The sequence below is a fragment of the Streptomyces sp. NPDC048514 genome, from assembly GCF_043199955.1.
GTDB lineage: Bacteria > Actinomycetota > Actinomycetes > Streptomycetales > Streptomycetaceae > Streptomyces.
The window spans coordinates 176,114-196,452 of record NZ_JBICWT010000017.1 but is presented as its reverse complement, the minus strand read 5'-3'; the positions used below and the strand labels follow the sequence as shown (position 1 = coordinate 196,452).

The 20,339-nt window shown below is 72.8% G+C and carries 18 protein-coding genes and 1 riboswitch; of the genes, 14 read left to right on the top strand and 4 right to left on the bottom strand.

The genetic code is table 11. From position 1 onward, the window contains the following. Nucleotides 1-25: 25 nt before the first annotated feature. Together trpD and ACGFT2_RS32815 are read left to right on the top strand one after the other, a co-directional pair. The gene (trpD, locus tag ACGFT2_RS32820; RefSeq protein WP_393285590.1) at nucleotides 26-1,090 is read left to right on the top strand and encodes an anthranilate phosphoribosyltransferase; all 1,065 of its coding nucleotides are present in this window, start codon (nucleotides 26-28) and stop codon (nucleotides 1,088-1,090) included. An 85-nt stretch (nucleotides 1,091-1,175) separates the two neighbouring features. Beyond that, a riboswitch (SAM riboswitch) is annotated at nucleotides 1,176-1,292 on the top strand. Between the two features lie 180 nt (nucleotides 1,293-1,472). Beyond that, entirely contained in the window at nucleotides 1,473-2,834 is a 1,362-nt protein-coding gene (locus ACGFT2_RS32815) for an aminotransferase class V-fold PLP-dependent enzyme (RefSeq protein WP_393285587.1), read from the top strand. 213 nt (nucleotides 2,835-3,047) lie between these two features. Here the strand turns inward: ACGFT2_RS32815 and ACGFT2_RS32810 are convergent, their stop codons facing one another. Both ACGFT2_RS32810 and ACGFT2_RS32805 read right to left on the bottom strand, forming a co-directional pair. Next, entirely contained in the window at nucleotides 3,048-3,329 is a 282-nt protein-coding gene (locus ACGFT2_RS32810) for an Lrp/AsnC family transcriptional regulator (protein ID WP_020939542.1), read from the bottom strand. Next, nucleotides 3,326-4,117 carry a rhomboid family intramembrane serine protease gene (locus tag ACGFT2_RS32805; RefSeq protein WP_393285583.1) on the bottom strand — a complete coding sequence of 264 codons (792 nt, stop codon included), beginning with the start codon at nucleotides 4,115-4,117 and terminating at the stop codon, nucleotides 3,326-3,328. The genes ACGFT2_RS32810 and ACGFT2_RS32805 overlap by 4 nt, the downstream gene beginning before the upstream one ends. A gap of 154 nt (nucleotides 4,118-4,271) precedes the next feature. Here ACGFT2_RS32805 and ACGFT2_RS32800 point away from each other — a divergent pair, with 154 nt between their 5' ends. The 5 genes from ACGFT2_RS32800 to ACGFT2_RS32780 all read left to right on the top strand — a co-directional run bounded on the left by ACGFT2_RS32800 (nucleotide 4,272) and on the right by ACGFT2_RS32780 (nucleotide 9,679). Continuing rightward, nucleotides 4,272-4,511 carry a hypothetical protein gene (locus tag ACGFT2_RS32800; RefSeq protein ID WP_393285581.1) on the top strand — a complete coding sequence of 80 codons (240 nt, stop codon included), beginning with the start codon at nucleotides 4,272-4,274 and terminating at the stop codon, nucleotides 4,509-4,511. A gap of 45 nt (nucleotides 4,512-4,556) precedes the next feature. After that, nucleotides 4,557-5,900 carry an NYN domain-containing protein gene (locus tag ACGFT2_RS32795; RefSeq protein ID WP_393285578.1) on the top strand — a complete coding sequence of 448 codons (1,344 nt, stop codon included), beginning with the start codon at nucleotides 4,557-4,559 and terminating at the stop codon, nucleotides 5,898-5,900. Between the two features lie 212 nt (nucleotides 5,901-6,112). Continuing rightward, nucleotides 6,113-7,153, top strand: a complete 1,041-nt coding sequence (locus tag ACGFT2_RS32790) for an NlpC/P60 family protein (protein WP_393285575.1) — start codon at nucleotides 6,113-6,115, stop codon at nucleotides 7,151-7,153. A gap of 300 nt (nucleotides 7,154-7,453) precedes the next feature. Then, nucleotides 7,454-8,464 (top strand): NlpC/P60 family protein, encoded by a 1,011-nt coding sequence (locus ACGFT2_RS32785; RefSeq protein ID WP_393285572.1) that lies wholly within the window; start codon nucleotides 7,454-7,456, stop codon nucleotides 8,462-8,464. A gap of 27 nt (nucleotides 8,465-8,491) precedes the next feature. Further along, nucleotides 8,492-9,679 (top strand): hypothetical protein, encoded by a 1,188-nt coding sequence (locus ACGFT2_RS32780; protein ID WP_393285569.1) that lies wholly within the window; start codon nucleotides 8,492-8,494, stop codon nucleotides 9,677-9,679. Between the two features lie 103 nt (nucleotides 9,680-9,782). Here ACGFT2_RS32780 and ACGFT2_RS32775 read toward each other — a convergent pair whose 3' ends face one another. After that, on the bottom strand, nucleotides 9,783-11,018 hold the full coding sequence (locus tag ACGFT2_RS32775) for a glycosyltransferase 87 family protein (RefSeq protein WP_393285566.1): 1,236 nt from the start codon (nucleotides 11,016-11,018) through the stop codon (nucleotides 9,783-9,785). Nucleotides 11,019-11,160: 142 nt separating this feature from the next. On the opposite strand from ACGFT2_RS32775, the gene ACGFT2_RS32770 reads away from it, so the two are divergent. Together ACGFT2_RS32770 and ACGFT2_RS32765 are read left to right on the top strand one after the other, a co-directional pair. Then, entirely contained in the window at nucleotides 11,161-12,303 is a 1,143-nt protein-coding gene (locus ACGFT2_RS32770) for a glycosyltransferase family 4 protein (RefSeq protein ID WP_393285564.1), read from the top strand. A 60-nt stretch (nucleotides 12,304-12,363) separates the two neighbouring features. Continuing rightward, complete coding sequence (locus ACGFT2_RS32765) at nucleotides 12,364-14,001, top strand: GMC oxidoreductase (RefSeq protein WP_393285561.1); 1,638 nt, start codon at nucleotides 12,364-12,366, stop codon at nucleotides 13,999-14,001. Between the two features lie 13 nt (nucleotides 14,002-14,014). Here the strand turns inward: ACGFT2_RS32765 and ACGFT2_RS32760 are convergent, their stop codons facing one another. Next, entirely contained in the window at nucleotides 14,015-15,811 is a 1,797-nt protein-coding gene (locus tag ACGFT2_RS32760) for an AMP-dependent synthetase/ligase (RefSeq protein WP_393285559.1), read from the bottom strand. A gap of 296 nt (nucleotides 15,812-16,107) precedes the next feature. Here ACGFT2_RS32760 and ACGFT2_RS32755 point away from each other — a divergent pair, with 296 nt between their 5' ends. The 5 genes from ACGFT2_RS32755 to ACGFT2_RS32735 all read left to right on the top strand — a co-directional run bounded on the left by ACGFT2_RS32755 (nucleotide 16,108) and on the right by ACGFT2_RS32735 (nucleotide 20,282). Continuing rightward, the gene (locus ACGFT2_RS32755; protein ID WP_393285556.1) at nucleotides 16,108-16,905 is read left to right on the top strand and encodes a metallophosphoesterase; all 798 of its coding nucleotides are present in this window, start codon (nucleotides 16,108-16,110) and stop codon (nucleotides 16,903-16,905) included. A gap of 122 nt (nucleotides 16,906-17,027) precedes the next feature. After that, entirely contained in the window at nucleotides 17,028-17,468 is a 441-nt protein-coding gene (locus tag ACGFT2_RS32750) for an SRPBCC family protein (RefSeq protein WP_393285553.1), read from the top strand. A gap of 72 nt (nucleotides 17,469-17,540) precedes the next feature. Further along, nucleotides 17,541-18,716 (top strand): ArsA family ATPase, encoded by a 1,176-nt coding sequence (locus ACGFT2_RS32745; protein ID WP_393285550.1) that lies wholly within the window; start codon nucleotides 17,541-17,543, stop codon nucleotides 18,714-18,716. A gap of 56 nt (nucleotides 18,717-18,772) precedes the next feature. Continuing rightward, nucleotides 18,773-19,261 carry a DUF5304 domain-containing protein gene (locus ACGFT2_RS32740; protein ID WP_393285547.1) on the top strand — a complete coding sequence of 163 codons (489 nt, stop codon included), beginning with the start codon at nucleotides 18,773-18,775 and terminating at the stop codon, nucleotides 19,259-19,261. 67 nt (nucleotides 19,262-19,328) lie between these two features. Then, nucleotides 19,329-20,282 carry an ROK family glucokinase gene (locus ACGFT2_RS32735; RefSeq protein ID WP_393285544.1) on the top strand — a complete coding sequence of 318 codons (954 nt, stop codon included), beginning with the start codon at nucleotides 19,329-19,331 and terminating at the stop codon, nucleotides 20,280-20,282. Nucleotides 20,283-20,339 lie beyond the last annotated feature (57 nt).

The window sequence follows — 20,339 nt, the reverse complement described above, 5'->3', positions numbered from 1 at the left end:
CAGGACTGTGTACGAGGAGCGGCTGATGAGCGCTGTGACCCCCGCTGGAGGCGACACCGCGGCGGGCCGTTCCTGGCCCGTCCTGCTGAACGGCCTGCTGACCGGCCGGGACCTGTCCGCCGACGAGGCCGCGTGGGCGATGGACCTGATCATGCGCGGTGAGGCGACCGACGCCCAGATCGCGGGCTTCATGGTGGCGCTGCGGGCCAAGGGCGAGACGGTCGAGGAGATCTCCGGTCTCGTCCGGACGATGTACGAGCACGCCAACGTGATCGAGGTGCCCGGCCCGGCGGTCGACATCGTCGGCACCGGCGGCGACGGCGCCAAGACGGTGAACATCTCCACCATGTCCTCGATCGTCGTCGCCGGCACCGGCACGAAGGTCGTCAAGCACGGCAACCGCGCGGCCTCCTCCGCCTCCGGGTCCTCCGACGTCCTGGAGCAGCTCGGGATCAATCTGAACCTGACCCCGAGACGGGTCGCCGAGGTCGCCGAGGAAGCCGGCATCACCATCTGCTTCGCGGTGAAGTTCCACCCGTCCCTGCGCCATGTGGCGGCGGCCCGCGGCCAGCTGGGCATCCGGACCACGTTCAACGTGCTCGGCCCGCTGACCAACCCGGCCAAGGTGCGCGCCCAGGCGGTCGGGGTGGCCGACCCGCGGATGGCGCCGATCGTGGCCGGGGTCCTCGCCGAGCGGGGCAACTCGGCACTGGTCTTCCGGGGCGACGACGGCCTGGACGAGCTGACCGTCACCGCCACCTCCCGGGTGTGGGTGGTCCGCGACGGCAAGGTCTCGGAGGAGACCTTCGACCCGCGGGACGTGGGCATCGGTCTCGTGCCGGTGGACGCCCTGCGCGGCGCCGACGCGGCCTACAACGCGGCGGTCGCGCGTCGCCTGCTGGACGGCGAGCGGGGGCCGGTGCGGGAGGCGGTCCTGCTGAACTCGGCGGCCGCGCTCGTCGCGCTGCGGCCCACGGACGCGCCGCTCGCCGACCAGCTGCGCGCCGGCATCGCCGAGGCGCGGGAGTCGGTCGACTCGGGCGCGGCCAAGCGGGCGCTGGAGCGCTGGGTGGCGGCGAGCAACGCCTGACCCCGGGGCGGTCTGCGGCACGGCGCAGTCCATATGCCGGACTGCGCCTTGCGCGCCGAAGATCGTGTGGCAGGATACTGAACCAGGTCATGAGTGACAGTCATGAGGCCCCGGCCGACTGTCCGGCAACCCTCCGTCCGTGGCGGGGTGCCCCGGGTGAAGACCAGGTCGCGGACAGCAAGGTCTGCGGCAAGCGCGGACCCCTCGCGCGCTCGTGACGAGCGCGGGGCCAGGGGTCCTGGTCATCGAGGGAGCCCCCCGTGAGCAAGCGAATGCGATAGGGCCGCAGAGCCCCGCCTCCGCACAGCCCTTTTCCCTCGTCCGCGCTCGAGCCGTGTCCGCTCGCGCGACGAGTCCCACCTGCTCGCACGGGAGTTCACCCATGTCCGTCATCACCGCTGCCGCCGACCAGCTCGTCTGTGCCCCGCTGCCCGTGCTGGGCCGGGACGTCACCGTTCCGCTCGTGACGGGCGGCGAGGTCGGCTACGCCGCCCTGGACTACGCGGCCAGCGCCCCCGCCCTCCAGCGCGTCTGGGACGACGTCGCCGCCTACGCGCCGTACTACGGCAGCGTCCACCGCGGTGCCGGCTACCTCTCGCAGCTCTCCACCGACCTGTTCGAGAACGCCCGCACGACGGTCGCCGCGTTCCTCGGCTGCCGGGAGGACGACCAGGTGATCTTCACCCGGTCGACCACCGACTCGCTGAACCTGCTGGCCCGGGCCCTGCCCGCCGACTGCCAGGTCTTCGTCTTCGAGACCGAGCACCACGCCTCCCTGCTGCCCTGGCAGGACGCCCAGGTCAGCTACCTCAACGCCCCGCGCACCCCCCGGCAGGCGGTGGAGACCCTGGAGCGGGCCCTCGCCGAACGCGACCCGCACGGCCCGGCCCTGGTCTGTGTCACCGGCGCCTCGAACGTCACCGGGGAGCTGTGGCCGGTGCGGGAGCTGGCCGCCGCGGCGCACGCGCACGGCGCCCGGATCGTTCTGGACGCCGCCCAGCTCGCCCCGCACCACCCGGTGGACGTCCGTGACCTGGACGTCGACTGGGTCGCGTTCTCCGGGCACAAGCTGTACGCCCCCTTCGGCTCCGGCGTGCTGGCCGGCCGTGCCGACTGGCTGCGGGCGGCCGAGCCGTACCTGGCGGGCGGGGGCGCCAGCCGCAAGGTCTCCCGGCGCACCGACGGGGGAGTGGACGTGGAGTGGCACGAGAGCGCCGCCCGCCACGAGGCCGGCTCCCCGAACGTCATCGGCGCCTACTCCATCGCGTCGGCCTGCAAGGCGCTCACCGAGGCCGGCTGGGACTCGCTCGTCGCCCGGGAGCAGCACCTGGTCCGCACCGTCCGCGAGGGCTTCGCCGAGGTGCCCGAGGTGCGGATCCTCTCCCTGTTCGGCGACGACGCCCCGCGCGTCGGCGTCATCTCCTTCGTGGTCGAGGGCTGGAACAGCTCGCACTTCGCCGCCGCCCTCTCGGCCGAGTACGGCATCGGCGTCCGCGACGGCCTGTTCTGCGCCCATCCGCTGGTCCGCACCCTGCTGGGCAGCGACCCGCAGGCCCAGGGCGAGTGCGGCGCACCGGAGGCGGCCCCGGGCGAGAAGTCGCTGAACGCCATCCGCGTGAGCTTCGGCGCGGGCACGCCGGACGAGCACGTGGAGCGGTTCGTGGACGCCGTGAAGGAGCTGGTCCGGGACGGTGCGAAGTGGCGCTACCGCACGGAGGACGGCCGCTGCGTCCCCGCGGTCTGAGCCCAGGAGGGGCCGCCCGGGGCCGCCCCGGAGGGGGCGGGCGGCGCCGTGGCGGCGGCCGGCACGCTCCGGTCGCCCGCGGTCGTCGCCCCCGGCGCCCGCGGTCGTCGACCCCGGTCCCGGGCGCCCGCGGGTGCCGTCCCCGCGCCGCCCCGGGCGCCGGCGTCCCCGCGCCGCCCCGGGCACCGGCGTCGCCGCGCTGGACGTGGCCGGCTAGTTGTCCAGGCCGATCGCGAACGCGGCTTCCAGGTCGTGCTGGGAGTAGGTGCGGAACGCCACGTGCGTGTCGGTGCCCTCCACGCCCGGGATCCTGCTGATCCGGCCCGGGATCACCTCGGCCAGGTCCTCGTGCTGCCGTACCCGGACCATGGCGATCAGGTCGTAGGTGCCCGTGACCGAGAAGACCTCGCTGACGCTCTCCAGCGCGGCGATCTGCTCCGCGATCTCGGGGATCCGGTCCACGCTGGTCTTGATGAGGACGATCGCGGTGATCACGGTTGGTTCTCTCCCTCGGGAGCCGGGGCCGGTGCGGCCTTCACTCTAGCCCTCCCGTCTCCCGCCACGGCCCTCCCGAGGCGGCCCTTCGGGCCCCTCCGGCTGCCGTAGCGCGCCCAGGCGTAACCGAAGCCGAGCCCGAAGCCCACCAGGTGGGCGAGGTAGGCCACGCCGGGGCCGTCGGAGGCGCGGCCCGCCGCGAGCCACTGCAGGGCCGCCCAGCAGGGCAGCACGACCCAGGCGGGGAAGCGCAGCGGCAGGAAGAACAGGAACGGCAGAAGACTGGTCACGCGCGCGCGGGGGAACAGGTAGAGGAACGCTCCGAGGACCGCCGAGATCGCTCCGGAGGCGCCCACCAGCGACTGCTCGGAGGCGGCGTTGGCGGCCGCGTAGCCGAGCAGGGCCAGGTAGCCGCAGCAGGCGTAGAAGAGGGTGAACTGCACCCGGCCCATCCGCTCCTCGGTCATCGCCCCGAAGACGAAGAGGAAGAGCATGTTGCCCAGCAGATGCACCCAGCTGCCGTGCACGAACAGGGCGGTGGCCGGGGTGAGCGCATCGCGGGCGGCTCCGTCGAACAGGTCGGCCGGGACCACCCCCCAGCGGTGGAAGTACGTCCGCTGCGCGGCCAGCATCGCGTCCCCGGTGCCGTTCGCCCGGGTGAGCCCGGAGGCCGGGCTCAGGACGAAGATCAGGCAGCACAGGGCGATGAGGCCGTATGTCATCGGGGCCGAGGATCCCCGGACCGCTCTGAGTGTCCTGCCGGCCGCCGTGCTCCAGGTGCTGATCATGACTACAGAGCATGACGTAACGGGACGCAAGCTGACAGACCGCCTCGCCGCCGTGAACAGACGGGCGGCGAGTACCCGCCAGGCCGTAGGGTTACGAGCCACACGCGCCGGCCGGCGGCGCGCGCCGAGAACGAGAAGGAAGCGGACGACGACGATGACGGTTCCCCTGCCGACCGCCACGACGCGATGGCGCTGCGCCTTGTGCGGCAACCTCACCCGGTTCGACGTGACCCGCTCGTCGAAGGTCGTCGAGTACGTCCATCTCGACCTGGCCGGCGCACCGACGGTGGAGGAGCGCGAGGTGGTCAGTGAGACCATCGAGTCGGTGCGCTGCCGCTGGTGCAACGCGGTGGACCAGGTGGAACTCGTGGACAGGCCGGGTGCCGGCTCCTGAGTGGAGCGGCCCCCGGGGAACAGCGGAAGTAGTGGGGTGTGACGGATGGTGGAGACCGCAGGCGGGGGGCCGGGCGACGGCACCGCCGAGGTGCTTGACCGTCCGCTGCCCGACGGTGTGCGCCGGCGGGTCGTGCAGATCGTCTCGGAGGGCTTCGGCGGCCTGACCGTGGCGGAACTGCCCGCCCAGCTGAGGCAGTACGCCCGGTTCGCCCCCAACCGCCGGGCGAAGTTCGCCGGAAACGCGATGGCGGCGGCGCTGGAGACCGATCCGCTGTTCCGGCAGCGGATCGGGGAGAAGTTCAGAGAGGCGCAAGCAGAACTCGCGGGCGCCCTCGACTCCGGCTCCCCGCCCCCGGCCGCGGACCCGCTCGATGTGGCGGCCGCGGCCTACGTACTGCGGCCGGCGGGCTGGGTGAAGCTGGTCACCGCGGCCGGCGAGGAGGCCCAGCGCGCACACGCCGAGCGGGTGGACGAGGAGAGCCGGGCCGAACTGGAGCGGCTGCGCGCCGAGCTGGCCCAGGCCCGCGACCACACCCGGGCCGAGACCGAACGGCTGCGTGCGGAGCTGGAGTCGGCGAAGAAGGAGGCCGAATCCCTGCACCGCAAGCTGCGTGCCGCGCACAGTGACGTGAAGCGGGGCGAGGCCGCGCTGCGCAAGCTGCACGCCGAGACCGACGCCGTGCGCGCCGAGTCACAGCTGCAGGTGTCGGCCGCCGAGAGCGAGTCCCGCCGGCTCAAGGGGCGGCTCGGCGAGGCCGAGGCGGCGCTGGAGGCCACCCGGCGGGCCGCCCGGGAGGGCCGCAGCGTCGAGGACATGCGGGTGCGGCTGCTGCTCGACACCCTCCTGGACGCCACCCAGGGCCTCCGGCGCGAACTCGCCCTGCCGCCGGTCTCCGTGCGCCCGGCCGAGACCGTGGACGCGGTGGAGCCGGGACGGATGACCCCGAAGGACATCGCCGCCCGCGCGCTGTCCGAGAACGACCCGGCGATCCTCGACCAGTTGCTCGCGCTGCCGCAGGTGCATCTGGTGGTCGACGGCTACAACGTCACCAAGACCGGCTATCCGCAGATGCCGCTGGAGAAGCAGCGGCTCAGGCTGCTCGGCCAGCTCTCGGCGCTCGCCGCGCAGACCGGCGCCGAGGTGACGTGCGTCTTCGACGGCGCCGAACTGGCCGCGCCGGTGCTGCTCGCGCCGCCGCGCGGGGTGCGGGTGCTGTTCTCCAAGCCGGGCATCACGGCGGACGAACTGATCCGCCAGATCGTGCGTGCGGAACCGCCGGGCCGTCCGGTCATCGTCGCCTCCACCGACCGGGAGGTGGCCGACGGGGTCGCCAAGGCCGGTGCCCGACCCGTGGCCTCTGCGGTGCTTCTCAAGCGACTGTCCTGAAGGTCCAACGGGCACGGGCATTGCCCGAATTAGCCGGATCGTCACGCAGCGCAGTGTCAATCGAGCATCACTGCATGTGAGTTGCGTGCAAAGAATGCATTGCGCGACCGGGTTTTTTGCCGCGAGGATTTGAACTGATCACAACTGGGTCACTAGGGTCTGGGCTCGAACCTCCGAACGGGTGGTCACTCACAAGAAGGAGTTCCTCCTCCGTGGCGTCCCATCGTCGACCCAAGCAGCCGAGCCGCACGCGTGTGACCGTGCTGACCACCGCAGCCGCCGCCGCCGTCGCGCTCAGCGCGAACGCCGCCAACGCCGCTCCCAGCGAGAAGCTGAACAAGGACGAGGTGAAGGCGAAGGTCGACAAGCTCTACGAGCAGGCCGAGCAGGCCACCGAGAAGTACAACGGGGCCAAGGAGAGGCAGCAGAAGCTGCAGAAGGAAATCTCCACCATCCAGGACAACGTCGCCCGCGGTCAGCAGGACCTCAACAAGCTCCGCGACGGCCTGGGTTCGCTGGCCACCGCGCAGTACCGCTCAGGCGGCATCGACCCCTCGGTGCAGCTCTTCCTGTCCTCGGATCCGGACGACTACCTCGACAAGGCCTCCACGCTCGACCAGTTGAGCGGCCAGCAGGTCGAGGCCCTGAAGAAGATCCAGGACAAACAGCGCGAACTGGCCCAGGAGCGGGCAGAGGCGACCGAGAAGCTCAAGGACCTCTCCGCCACGCGCACCCAGCTGGAGCGGAAGAAGAAGGAAGTCCAGGGCAAGCTCGCCGAGGCGCAGAAGCTGCTCAACACCCTGACCGCCAAGGAGAAGGCGGCCCTCGCCGCCAAGCAGCAGCGCGCCAACCGCTCGTCCACCGAGCGCGTGGACCTCGGTGACACGCCGCCCGCCTCGGGTCGCGCAGCGGCGGCCTTCTCCGCCGCCCAGAGCCAGATCGGCAAGCCGTACGTCTACGGCGCCACCGGCCCCTCCTCCTTCGACTGCTCGGGTCTGACCTCCTGGGCCTACGCCCAGGCCGGCGTCTCCATCCCCCGCACCTCGCAGGCGCAGGCCGGCATCGGCACGAGGATCTACTCGCAGAGCGACCTGCAGGTCGGCGACCTCGTCTTCTTCTTCAACGACATCCACCACGTGGGCCTCTACGCGGGCAACGGCCAGGTCCTGCACGCCCCGCGCACCGGCACCGTCGTCCGCTACGAGTCCATGAGCACCATCGGCGGCCCGTTCATGTTCGGCGTCCGTGTCTGAACGCCGGAACGTGTGAACGTCCGGACCCTCTGAACCCGGCCGGGCCGTCCCTGCGTCCGCGGGGCCGTCCCGGCACCCGCGCCCGGTGGCGCCCGAACGGGCGAATCCCGGAAACCGGAACTGACTCCTCGCCCCGCCGTTGACCTGCGTCAGCGGCGGGGCGTCACTGTGTGTTGACTCCGATGTCTTTGGCCGGGACCCTCCCGCACGGCTACTGTCTGCCGCGTTTCCCCGGCGCAGGGGCCTCCCCGTCCCCAGGCGCCGGGGAAGCGGTCTCTGTCCGCCAGCAGAAGGACTGCCGTGGGGTCTCATCGCCGCCTTGCACCGTCCGGGTTCGACCGGGGCGCGGCCGCCCTGTGCGCGCTGTCCGCCGCGGCCGCCGCGCTCGGCACCGTATCGGCGCACGCAGCGCCGCACGGCGACGCCCGTGCCGAGGTGGACCGGCTCTACGAGCAGGCCGAGCAGGCGACCCAGGCCTTCGACAAGGCCGCGGAGCGCGCGGGCGCGCTGCGCCGCGAGGTGCGGGACGCGCAGGACCACATCGCCCGGCAGCAACTGCGCGTCAACACCCTGCGGGAGCGGCTCGGTTCGCTGGCCGGTGCCCAGTACCGCTCCGGCGGCATCGACCCGGCCGTCGCCCTGCTCTTCTCCGACGACCCCGACGACTACCTCGACAAGGCCTCCACCCTCGACCGCATCGGCGTCCGGCAGGCCGGCCAGCTCAAGGAGCTGCAGTCCCTGATGCGCGAGCTGGTCCAGGAGCGTTCGCAGGCGGCCGGCAAGCTCGCGGACCTGGAGAAGAGCCGCAAGGCCGTGGCCGTCCACAAGCGGAGCGTGGAGCGGAAGCTCACCGCGGCCCGCCGGCTGCTCGACTCCCTGTCCGCCGCCGACCGCGCCGCCTACGACCGCGCCTCCCGGGGCAGCCGCACCGATCTGCCCGGCCCGGCCGCCGCCGTAGCCTCCGACGGCCGCACCGCCGCGGCCCTCGCGGCCGCCCGGGCCGCCCTGGGACGTCCCTACGTGTGGGGCGCCAACGGCCCCTCCGGTTTCGACTGTTCGGGCCTGATGCAGTGGTCGTACGCGCACGCCGGCATCCATCTGCCACGCACCTCCCAGGAGCAGCGCTTCGCCGGCCGGCAGGTGCCGCTCTCCCAGGCCCGACCCGGTGACCTGGTCGTCTACCGGTCCGACGCCAGCCATGTGGCGATGTACGTCGGCAACGGCCAGGTCATCCACGCGCCGTACCCGGGCGCCCCGGTGCGCTACGACCCGGTCGGCATGATGCCGGTCTCCTCGGTCACCCGTCCCTGACCGCCTCCGGCGCCGTACGATCGGCGGGTGGCCGGTCGCAGGGGCGCGTGGTGCGCAGCAGTCGTGGGGTTCGGTCTGCTGCTGCCGTTGGCGGGCTGTGGCGGCCCGGCGCCGGCCGACTCCACCCGCATCGAGGTGCAGCGGGTGCTCGACCGGCGGGCGGCGGCGCTGCTCGGCCACGACGGGACGGCGTACGGCGCGACGGGCGCCCGCACCGAGTACACCCGGCTGCGTGCGCTCCCGCTCACCTCCTGGACCTACCGGGTCACCGGCGTGCGGCGCACCTCCGCCGGTGCCACCGCCGACGCCGAGCTGCGCTACCGGGTCACCGGCTACGACACCGCCCCGGTGGACACCCGCCGCACCCTGACCCTCGGCCGCACCGCCGACGGGAAGTGGTACGTCGGCGCCGACCGGCCCGCGCGGGACGCCGGCCAGCAGCTGTGGGACCAGGGGCCGGTGACCACCGCGAAGGGCGTGCGCAGTCTGGTCCTCGGCGCCGGCCAGCCGGCCGCCGAGCTGCGGGCCTTCGCCACGCTGGCCGACCGTGCCGTCCCGGCCGTCACCGGGGCGTGGGGGCCGCACTGGAGCCGCCGGGTGGTCGTCCTCGTGCCGCGGACGCTGGCGGGAATGGCGGCTCTGCTCGGCTCACCGGCCGCGAAGTACCGGGGAATCGCGGCCGTCACCACCGGTGAGGCGGGCGGCGCCGGCAAGGCTCCCGCGGACCGGGTGGTCGTCAACCCGGAGGCGTACGCCGGTCTGGGCGACGTCGGCAAGCAGGTCGTGCTCACCCACGAGACCACTCATGTGGCCACCCGGGCGCACACCACCGCCGCCACCCCGCTGTGGCTCTCCGAGGGGTACGCCGACTGGATCGGCTACCTCGGCACCGGCCGCGTCCCGGCCGAGATCGCGCCGGAGCTGGCCCACGCCCTCCGGGACGGCCGGGCACCCGGGACCCTGCCCCCGGACAAGCACTTCGGCTTCACCAGCGACCCCACCGAGCTGGCGCGGGCCTACGAAGGCGGCTGGCTGGCCTGCCGGATGATCGCGGACCGCTGGGGCACGGCCCGGCTCGACGCCTTCTACCGGGCCGTGGGCGCCCACGCGCAGCGGGCGGGCGCGGTCGAGCAGGCACTGAGGAAGGTGCTCGGCACGACACCGGCGGAGTTCTCCGCGAGCTGGCGCGACTACGTCCGCGCGCAGCTCGGCTGAGCGTCCCGATCGCCCGCAAGGTCAGGTACGCCGCCACGATGACCGGGCAGGGGATGGCCGGGCAGGGCGCGGCGGTCGCGCTCGTGCTGCGGCGGGCGAGGCGTCAGGAGGAGACCGGGGTCTCCTGCGTGCGGGTGGTCCGCGGCGGGAACGGCACGGCGGGGGCCGGCGGTACGGTCGCGCGCCACAGCCGGCGCGCCGCCGTGAGCGCGGCGGCGGCCAGCAGACCGTTGCGCAGCACCAGCAGCGTGATGCCGTACCAGTCGCTCGTCACCACGTGCGTGAAGCCGAGCGGGAACTCCAGGACCGTCACGAAGGACGCGAGCACGACCAGCAGGGCGGGCGCGCCCATGCGGCTCGCCCGGTGGGTCAGGCACACGGCGGCCGTCCCGATCAGCCACACCAGGTACTGCGGGCTGATCACCCGGCTGGTGACCGTGAACAGCAGCACCGCCGTGAAGGCCGCGTCGGCGAGGGTGTGCGGCGGGAACCGGACCGCGCGCAGCCGCCACAGCAGCAGCCAGCCGAACGCGGCCCCGGTGAGCGCGAGCGCCGCCGCGCTGACCTGGTCCACGTGCGGGCCGAGGAACTCGATGGACCCGTAGTTCAGCAGCACCTGGCCGTCCCAGCCGAAGTGCCGGCCCACATGGAAGACCAGCGAACCCAGCGACTCCACCTCGGTGCCCCGGTCCCGCTGGAAGGTCAGGAAGGCGAAGGCGCCCGGCATGGAGACCGAGAACAGCGCGGCCAGGCCCGCCGCGGTCACCACCGCCGACGCCCACGTCCGCCGCCGTACGGCACCGACCAGCAGCAGCGCCGGCCACACCTTCAGCAGCGCCCCGAAGGCCGCCAGCGCACCCGTCAGCCGCGGGTGGCGGGCCCCGGCCAGCAGCGCCGCCACGGCCACGGCGGTCACCATCACGTCGTACCGGGCGTACGCCGTCGGCCCGAGCAGCGGCACCGCCGTCACCCACACCCAGGCCCCGCGCGGGGAGCGGCCCGGCCGGTTGCCCGCGTACCGCAGCAGGGCCAGGACCGCGAGGTCGGTGAGGAAGGCCAGCACGAAGAAGGCGTGCGTGTACGACAGGAAGGGCAGCAGGCCGGGGGAGAGGATCGGGAGGGCGGCGGCCGGCGGGTACTGCCAGGTCACGTCGTCCAGCGGGAACGTTCCTTGCCGCAGCACCTCGTACCAGCCGCGGTAGATCACCGACACGTCGGAGGTGACGTCCGGGCCCGGGAAGACGACGACCCGGAAGACGAGCAGCAGCAGCACCGCGCGGGTGCCGGCCCAGACCGCCAGCAGCCGGGCCGGGGACCGCCGGGCGGCCTTCGTCTCCACGTGATCCCCTGCCGTTCGATTCCCGCGTCGCTGTGCCGTGCCGTTCGATTACGCGTGCCCATCATGGCCTGCGCGCGCTCGGGCATGCCACAGACTCGGCCGCGCCCGGCCGCGCACCGGCGATTCGGTAGGGTCGGCGGCGATGCACAAGACCCTGATCGTCACCAACGACTTTCCGCCCCGGCCGGGCGGCATCCAGGCCTTCCTGCACAACATGGCCCTCCGCCTGGACCCGGACCGGCTGGTCGTCTACGCGTCCACCTGGAAGCGTGGCCGGGAGGGCGTCCGGGCCACGGCCGCCTTCGACGCCGAGCAGCCCTTCACCGTCGTACGCGACCGTACGACCATGCTGCTGCCCACCCCGCAGGCGACCCGGCGGGCGGCCGGGCTGCTGCGGGAGCACGGGTGCACCTCGGTGTGGTTCGGGGCGGCGGCGCCGCTCGGACTGATGGCGCCCGCGCTGCGGAAGGCCGGCGCCGAGCGGCTGGTGGCCACCACCCACGGGCACGAGGCCGGCTGGGCCCAGCTGCCCGCGGCCCGGCAGCTGCTGGGCCGGATCGGGGACTCCACCGACGCGATCACCTACCTCGGCGAGTACACCCGCTCCCGGATCGCGACCGCGCTCACCCCGGCGGCGGCCGGGCGGATGGTGCAGCTGCCGCCCGGGGTCGACGAGAAGACCTTCCATCCCGGCTCCGGCGGCGACGAGGTCCGGGCGCGCCTCGGCCTCACCGACCGGCCGGTCGTGGTCTGCGTCTCCCGGCTGGTGCCGCGCAAGGGCCAGGACACCCTCATCCGGGCGATGCCCCGCATCCTCGCCGCCGAACCGGACGCCGTGCTGCTCGTCGTGGGCGGCGGCCCCTACGAGCGGGACCTGCGCCGGCTGGCCCGCGACACGGGGGTCGAGTCCTCCGTCCGGTTCACCGGCGCCGTGCCCTGGTCCGAGCTGCCCGCGCACTACGGCGCCGGCGACGTCTTCGCGATGCCCTGCCGCACCCGGCGCGGGGGCCTGGACGTCGAGGGCCTCGGCATCGTCTACCTGGAGGCGTCCGCCACCGGCCTGCCGGTCGTCGCCGGGGACTCCGGCGGCGCACCCGACGCGGTCCTGGACGGGGAGACCGGCTGGGTGGTCCGGGGCGGCGAACCGGCACAGGCCGCCGAACGGATCGTGGCCCTCCTCGGCGATGCCGCGCTGCGCCGCCGGATGGGTGAGCGGGGCCGGCGGTGGGTCGAGGAGAAGTGGCGCTGGGACCTGCTGGCGGAAAAACTCAAAGACTTGCTCTAGCAGGCGCTTCGTCCTGCTGCGCCCCTTGGCGGAACCGCATAATCCGCACATGCTGCGCACATGACAGCAAAACTGATGCAGCGTCAGCTGAGTAGACGTCACATCCTGGGCGTGATCGCCCTGCAGACCGCCGCCACGGCCGGTCTGACCCGCATCGGTCTCGAGTCCGCGCACGCGGCCGAGCCCGAGGCGGTCGAGTCCGCCCCGGCGATCGTCGTCGGGTCGGGCTACGGCGGTGCCGTAGCCGCCCTCCGCCTCGGCCAGGCGGGCGTCCGCACCCTCGTCCTGGAGATGGGCCGCCTGTGGAACACCGCGGGCGGCGACGGCAAGGTGTTCTGTTCCACCACCGCCCCCGACCAGCGGGCCATGTGGTTCCGCACCCGCACCGAGGCCCCGCTCGCCACCTTCCTGTGGCTGGACGTGGTCGACAAGGCCATCAACCCCTACCCCGGCGTCCTGGACCGCGTGCACTACGACGCCATGTCGGTCTACGTGGGCCGGGGCGTCGGCGGCGGTTCGCTCGTCAACGGCGGAATGGCCGTCACCCCGCTCAAGTCGTACTTCGCGGAGCAGTTCCCGACCGTGGACGCCGACGACATGTACGGCACGTACTTCCCGCGCGCCCGCGCCATGCTCGGGGTCAACACCATCGACCCGGCGTGGTTCGAGTCCACCGAGTGGTACCGGTTCGCCCGGACCTCCCGCAAGGCCGCCGCGAACGCCGGGCTGAAGACCACCTTCGTGCCGAACGTCTACGACTTCGGCCACATGCAGCGCGAGGCCGCCGGCACCGCCACCAGGTCCGCGCTGGCCGGAGAGGTCATCTACGGCAACAACGAGGGCAAGCGCAGCCTCGACAAGACCTACCTGGCCGCCGCCCTCGGCACCGGCGCCGTCACCATCCACACCCTGGAGAAGGTCACGTCGGTCAGCAGGGCGAGCGACGGGACGTACCTACTCACCGCGGACCGGATCGACGACACCGGCAGGGTGGTGGAGACGAAGGGCTACAGCTGCACGTATCTGTTCCTCGGCGGGGGCAGCCTCGGCACGAGCGAGCTCCTCGTCCGGGCCCGGGACACCGGCACCCTGCCGGACCTGGACTCCAGTGTCGGCGCGGGCTGGGGCACCAACGGCAACACCATGCTCGGCCGCGCCAACCACGTCTGGGACACCGTCGGCGCCGACCAGGCCACCATGCCCGTCATGGGCATCGACGACTGGGCCAACACCGCCAACCCGGTCTTCGCCGAGATCGCCCCGCTGCCCATGGGCTTCGAGCACTGGATCAGTCTCTACCTGGCGATCACCAAGAACCCCGAGCGGGCGTCGTTCACCTACGACTCCGCGACGGGCGCGGTGAAGCTCGGCTGGACGGCCGCCCAGAGCGCGGTGTCGGTGGCCATGGCCAAGAAGCTGTTCGACCGGATCAACCTGGCCAACCTGACGATCTACCGCCACGACCTCTTCGGCTCCGGCGGCAAGGTCTTCGCGGACGACTTCACCTACCACCCGCTGGGCGGCTGCGTCCTGGGCCGGGCGACGGACGACTACGGCCGGGTGAAGGGCTATTCACGGCTGTACGTCACCGACGGCTCGCTCGTGCCCGGCTCGCTCGGCGTCAATCCGTTCGTCACCATCACGGCGCTCGCCGAACGCACGATGGCGCGGGTCCTCGCCGAGGACACCGCGCCATGAGCGGACGCACCGGTCACTTGGCGTAGATCGCCTCGATCTCGTTCGCGTAGTCCTTCGCCACCACGTTCCGCTTGAGCTTCAGCGACGGGGTGAGGTGGCCCGACTCCTCCGAGAACTGGGAGGACAGAATGCGGAACTTCCGCACCGATTCCGCCTTCGACACCGCGGCGTTGCCGTCGTCGACCGCCGACTGGATCGCGGCCGTGAGATCCGGGTCCTGGCGCAGCGACGCCGCGGTGGAGCCCGCCGGCTTGCCGTGCTCCGACGCCCACCGGCCGAGGAACTCCTCGTCGATGGTGACCAGCGCGCCCACGAACGGCCGCCCGTCGCCCACCACCATGCACTCCGCGACCAGCGCGTGCGCCCGGATCCGGTCCTCTATCACGGCCGGTGCCACGTTCTTGCCGCCCGCCGTGACGATGATCTCCTTCTTGCGGCCGGTGATCCTCAGGTAGCCGTCCTCGTCGAGGGTGCCGATGTCACCGGTGTGGAACCAGCCGTCCGCCAGCGCCTCCGCGGTCGCGCCCGGGTTGTTCCAGTACTCCTTGAACAGGTGCTCGCCGTGCAGCAGCACCTCGCCGTCGTCCGCGATCCGCACCACCGAACCCGGCAGCGGCTGGCCGACCGTGCCGATCTTCTGCCGGTCCCAGGGGTTGAACGCGGTCGCCGCGCAGGACTCCGTCAGGCCGTAGCCCTCCAGCACGGTGAAACCGATGCCCCGGAAGAAGTGGCCGAGCCGCTCGCCCAGCGGGGCGCCGCCGGAGATGGCGTACTCGCCCCGGCCGCCGAGCACCGCGCGCAGCTTGCTGTAGACCAGCCGGTCGAAGACCTTGTGCTTGACCTTCAGCCCGAACGACGGGCCCGAGGCACTGTCCAGTGCCTTGCTGTAGGCGATCGCGGTGTCCGCCGCCTTGTCGAAGATCGCGCCCTTGCCGTCCGCCTGCGCCTTGGCCCGCGCCGAGTTGTAGACCTTCTCGAAGACCCGCGGGACGCCGAGGACCAGCGTCGGCCGGAAGGCGGCGAGTTCGTCGGTGAGGTCCTTGATGTCGGGGACACAGCCCAGCTTGATCGGCGCCATCATCGGCGCGATCTGCACGAGCCGCCCGAAGACGTGCGCGAGCGGCAGGAACAGCAGGACCGAGCACTCGCCGGTGCGGAACAGCGGGCGCAGCCGTTCCACGATGTTGCCGCACTCGGCGAAGAAGCTGCGGTGGGTGAGGACACAGCCCTTGGGGCGGCCGGTCGTCCCGCTCGTGTACACGATGGTCGCGGGGTCGTCGGCCCTGGCGAGCGAGCTGCGCTCCTCGACCGTCTCGTCCGACACGTCCTGCCCGAGCCGGCCCAGCTCCTCCATACCGCCGGCCTCGATCTGCCAGAGGTTCTTCAGGGCGGGCAGCGAGTCGCGCACCGACTCCACGGCGGCGGTGTGGCCGTCCAGTTCCACCACGCACGCGGTCGCTCCCGAGTCCGAGAGGATCCACTGCACCTGCTCCGGCGAGCTGGTCTCGTACACCGGCACGGTGATCGCGCCGGCGCTCCAGATCGCGAAGTCCATCAGCGTCCACTCGTAACGCGTGCGGGACATCAGGCCCACCCGGTCGCCCGGCTGCACCCCGGCGGCGATGAGCCCCTTGGCGGCGGTGAGCACCTCGGCCAGGAAGTCCCGGGCGGTCACGTCCTGCCAGGCACCGGCCACCTTGCGGGCGATGACGGCGACATCGGGATGCTGCGCGGCGTTTCTGCGGACGATGTCGGTCAGATTGCCGTCCGCAGGGACCTCGTACAAAGCCGGAAGGCTGAACTCGCGCAAGACTGCTGCTCCTCATAGGGCGCCGGCGCCACGACACTGTGTGATGCGACGGTGCGGTCCAAGGCTCGGGCAAGTGCTCGGAACCTCGGTGGTTGAAATCCTGAGCACGACTGGACTGCCCGGACGTTACCCGCCGGTATGGCGTCTAGGACAGGGGGGCCCGGCGAGATGTTCGCTGCGTCACACAGCTTGGCGTTCCTTCGCGCACAGTAGTCCACGCCTGAACCGACCGGCGAGTAGCCGCAGGCCGGTCCGGCACTGTTCACGCAGACCGCACAGGCCTACCCTTGATCACCATGGCATCCACACCCTCCGGCGACCGAAGGACGCGCGTCCACGTGGTCAGCGACGTGCACGGCAACGCCCGGGACCTGGCCCGGGCCGGCGAGGGTGCCGACGCCCTGATCTGCCTGGGCGACCTCGTGCTCTTCCTCGACTACGCCGACCACTCGCGCGGGATCTTCCCCGACCTGTTCGGCAGGGAGAACGCCGACCGCATCGTCGAGCTGCGCACCGCCCGCCGGTTCACCGAGGCCCGCGAGTTCGGCGCCCGGCTGTGGGCCGGCATCGGCGCCGACCGCGCCGGGGCCGTCGAGCGGGCCGTGCGCAAGCAGTACGCCGAGCTGTTCGCCGCGTTCCCCACGCCGACGTACGCCACCTACGGCAACGTCGACATGCCGCCCCTGTGGCCGGAGTACGCCCGGCCCGGCACCACCGTCCTCGACGGCCAGCGGGTCGAGATCGGCGGCCGGACCTTCGGATTCGTCGGCGGCGGCCTGCGCACTCCGATGCGGACGCCGTACGAGATCAGCGACGAGGAGTACGCCGCGAAGATCGAGGCGGTCGGCGAGGTCGACGTGCTGTGCACGCACATCCCGCCGGAGATGCCCGAACTCGTCTACGACACCGTCGCGCGCCGCTTCGAGCGCGGCAGCCGGGCCCTGCTGGACGCCATCCGCCGCACCCGGCCGCGGTACGCGCTGTTCGGACACGTCCACCAGCCGCTGGTGCGCCGCATGCGGATCGGCGCGACGGAATGCGTCAACGTCGGCCACTTCGCCGGGACCGGCAGGCCCTGGGTGCTCGAATGGTGACCGGCGGGGCCTGGGGTGGAGGCGGCGGTGCGGCGGCGCGGTAGCCTTCACGCTGCACACACGTGCGCAGCCCGGCGCACACAGACCTCTCAATACGGCGCGCATCCGGAGGAGCCACGGCGATGGCGGAACACACCAGTTCGAGCATCACGATCGAGGCCGCTCCGGCCGACGTCATGGCGGTGATCGCCGACTTCGCGCGCTACCCGGACTGGACCGGAGAGGTGAAGGAGGCGAAGGTGCTCGCGACCGACCAGCGCGGCCGCGCCGAGCAGGTCCGCCTCGTCATGGACGCCGGCGCCATCAAGGACGACCAGACCCTGGCCTACACCTGGACCGGCGACCACGAGGTCTCCTGGACCCTGGTGAAGTCCCAGATGCTGCGCTCCCTGGACGGCTCCTACCTGCTGAAGCAGGCCGCCGCCGGCGCCACCGAGGTCACCTACCGGCTCACCGTGGACGTCAAGATCCCCATGCTCGGCATGATCAAGCGCAAGGCGGAGAAGGTCATCATCGACCGCGCGCTGGCGGGCCTGAAGAAGAGGGTCGAGTCGGACCGCTAGGCCCTCGCCGCCCCCGCCGGGTGCGGCCGGACCCGGCTCGTCCGCGTGCCGGTCTCCGTTACCGTCATCCTCATGCGCACCCTCCTGATCACGGGCCCCGGCGGCAGCGGTCGTACGACGATCGCCGCCGCGACCGCACGGCGCGCCGCGGCCGGCGGCACCCGGACGCTGCTGCTGAGCGCTGACCGTGACGACACCCTGGGCGCGGCCCTGGGCCACCCGACCGGAGCGGCGCCCACCGAAGCCGTACCCGGCCTCACCACCTGGCGGCCCGACGCGGCCGACCGCTTCCGGCAGGACCTGACCGACTTCCAGACACGCGCATCCAGCGTCCTCGACCTGCTCGGCGCCGCCCGCCTGGACGCCGAGGAGGTCACCCCGCTGCCCGGCGCCGAGGAGCTGACCTTCCTGCGCGCGCTGCGGGACGCCGCCCTCAGCGAGCGCCACGACCTCGTCGTCGTCGACCTCCCGCCCCTGCCGCAGGCCCTCGCCCTGCTCGCCCTCCCCGAGGAACTGCGCCGCTATCTGCGCCGCCTGCTCCCGGCGGAGCGGCAGGCGGCCCGGGCCCTGCGCCCGGTCCTCGGCCGGCTGGCCGGTGTCCCGATGCCCGCCGACCGGCTGTACGAGACGGCCGCCCGCTGGGACATCGAACTCGCCGCCGTCGAGGCCGTCCTCACCGACCCGGAGACCGCCGTACGGCTGGTCGCCGAACCCGGGCCGGCCGGCGCCGACGCCGTGCGCACCGCCACCCCGGGCCTGGCACTGCGCGGCCTGCGCACCGAGGCCCTGATCGCCAACCGCGTCCTGCCCGACGAGGACGGCGGCACCTGGCTCGCCGGGCTCGTCGCCCAGCAGGGCAAGACCCTCGCCGAGTGGCGGGAGCAGCCCGGCGCCCTGCACACCGTCCCCCACCTCGGCCGCGAGCCGCGCGGCGGCGACGATCTCGGCGCCCTCGGCGTGCCGGCCGTCAATCCGGCGCCCGACCCGGTCGAGTGGCCCGTCGCCGACCGGATCGCCGAGGACGGCGTGCTGGTCTGGCACATCCCGCTGCCCGGAGCGATACGGGACGAGCTGGACCTGATCCGGCGCGGCGACGAACTCCTGATCACCGCGGGACCCTTCCGCCGGATCGTCGCGCTGCCCTCCGCCCTGCGCCGCTGCACCGTCGCGGGAGCCGGGCTACGCGAGGGCGAACTGCGCGTCCGGTTCGCGCCGGATCCCGGCCTGTGGCCCGCCGCGGGACGATGAAGGCGTACGCCCGTTCAGGTAACGTCGTAGGGGCGAACCGTAGTCAGGAGCCCGCCATGAGCGAAGAGAGCCGAGCATCCGGCCCCTACGAGGAGGAGCAGGCGCGGGCGTCCGACGCCGATGCCTGGGCCACCGCCTGCGCCGAGGATCTGGCGGCCGAGAAGACCCGCCGCCGCACCGAGTACGGCCCGCCGCCGGGCTCGGCCGCCGAGGAACTGAAGAAGCTCGTGGACACCGTGGCCGAGAAGCTCTCCGGTCTGCAGTCCCCGCTCCTCGGTGCCCTCGCGGGGCCCACCGCCCAGCAGGCGGTGCGGCAGGTCGTGCAGCAGGCGAAGGCCGCCGTCGAACCCGTCGTGGAGCGCAACCCGGAGGTCTTCGACCACCTCGCCGCGGCCGGCACCGAACTGCTGGCCGCCTACCGCTCCGCCGTCCAGGCCCAGGAGTACCGCTGGACCACCGGCGCGCCCGACCTCGGGGACGACCGGCCCGGCCGTCCCGACCGGGGTGAGGGCACCGGCCCGGGCGAGCGTATCGACCTGGACTGAAGCCTTCCCACGGCAGGGCCTCGGGTACGGTTGGCCGTAGCGGGGCTCGACCGAAACTGAGGGATTCATGGGACTCACCATCGGCGTCGACATCGGCGGCACGAAGATCGCGGCCGGCGTGGTCGACGAGGAAGGCAACATCCTCTCGACCTTCAAGGTGCCGACCCCCACCACGCCCGAGGCCATCGTGGACGCCATCGCCTCGGCGGTGGAGGGCGCGCGCGCCGGGCACGAGATCGTCGGCGTGGGCATCGGTGCGGCCGGTTACGTCAACCGGCAGCGCTCCACGGTGTACTTCGCGCCGAACATCGACTGGCGCAACGAGCCGCTCAAGGAGAAGGTCGAGGCTCGTACCGGCCTCCCGGTCGTGGTCGAGAACGACGCCAACGCCGCCGCCTGGGGCGAGTACCGGTTCGGCGCCGGCAAGGGCCACCGCAACGTCATCTGCATCACCCTCGGCACCGGCCTCGGCGGCGGCATCATCATCGGGAACAAGCTGCGCCGCGGCCACTTCGGGGTCGCCGCCGAGTTCGGCCACATCCGCATGGTGCCGGACGGCCTGCTGTGCGGCTGCGGCTCGCAGGGCTGCTGGGAGCAGTACGCCTCCGGCCGCGCCCTGGTCCGGTACGCCAAGCAGCGCGCCAACGCCACCCCCGAGCGCGCCGAGGCCCTGCTGTCGCTCGGTGACGGCACCCCCGACGGCATCGAGGGCAAGCACATCTCGATGGCCGCACGCCAGGGCGACCCGGTGGCCGTGGACTCCTACCGCGAGCTGGCCCGCTGGGCCGGAGCCGGTCTGGCCGACCTGGCCTCCCTCTTCGACCCGTCCGCGTTCATCGTCGGCGGCGGCCTCTCGGACGAGGGCGATCTGGTCCTCGACCCGATCCGCAAGTCCTACAAGCGCTGGCTGGTCGGCGGCAACTGGCGCCCGGTCGCCGATGTGATCGCGGCCCAGCTCGGCAACAAGGCGGGCATGGTGGGCGCGGCGGACCTGGCCCGCGAGCCCGACCCGATCATGTAGGAACGTCCGCCGCCGAAAGGGGCGTGGGGAACCGCGCGACGAGCCGTGACGTTGCGG